The sequence below is a fragment of the Rhizobacter sp. P2_H2 genome (genome assembly GCF_056403375.1).
In genome coordinates, this window is sequence record NZ_JBFUFP010001649.1 from 1 (window position 1) to 775 (window position 775).

The 775-nt window shown below is 74.6% G+C and carries 1 protein-coding gene; it reads right to left on the reverse strand.

From position 1 onward, the window contains the following. The coding region (locus tag AC1D15_RS35360) for a ComEC/Rec2 family competence protein (RefSeq protein WP_477829758.1) at positions 1–775 on the reverse strand (775 nt) is incomplete at both ends.

Below are 775 nucleotides of genomic sequence, written 5' to 3' on the forward strand. Positions count from 1 at the left end.
GACCAGCACGTCGCGCTCGTGCAGCCGGGCCAGCACCTCGGGCACCGGGTGGCCGAAGCGGTTGCGGTAGCCGGCCTGGATCAGCGCGACCTGCGGCTGCACCGCATCGAGGAAATCCGCACTCGACGAGGTACGGCTGCCGTGGTGCGCGACCAGCAGCAGCTCGCTGCGCAGGCCGGCGCCGACGCGCTCGACCAGCGCGCCCTCCTGCTCGCGCTCGATGTCGCCGGTGAGCAGCGCGCTGCGACCGCCGGCGCTGACGCGCAGCACGCACGAGACGGCGTTGGGCTTGCGGACGCGGCCGTAGTCGTCGGCGAACGGGTGCAGCATCTGGAAATGCACGCCGTCCCAGTCCCAGGACTGGCCAGCGACGCAACGGGTGGCAGGCACGCCGGCATCGCGCAGCGGGTGGCCGTCTTCCAGCGAGCTGTCGAGTTCGGCGACCGGCAGGCCGGCGATCACGGCCGCGGCGCCGCCGGTGTGGTCGGCATCGCGGTGGCTCAGCACCAGGCGGTCGATGCGGTCTTCGCCGCGCGAGCGCAGCAGCGGCAGCAGCACGCGCTGGCCGGCGTCCGACTCGCGCGAGTACTGCGGGCCGGCGTCGTAGACCAGCAGGTGCTGCTGCGTGCGCACCAGCACCGAGGTGCCCTGCCCCACATCGAGCGCCAGCAGCTCGAAGCGGCCGGCGGCCGGCAGATCGCGCGGCGGCAGCAGCAGCGGCAGCGCCAGCGGCACGGCCAGCAGGCGCAGCCGCCACGGCAGCGGCAGCACGAGC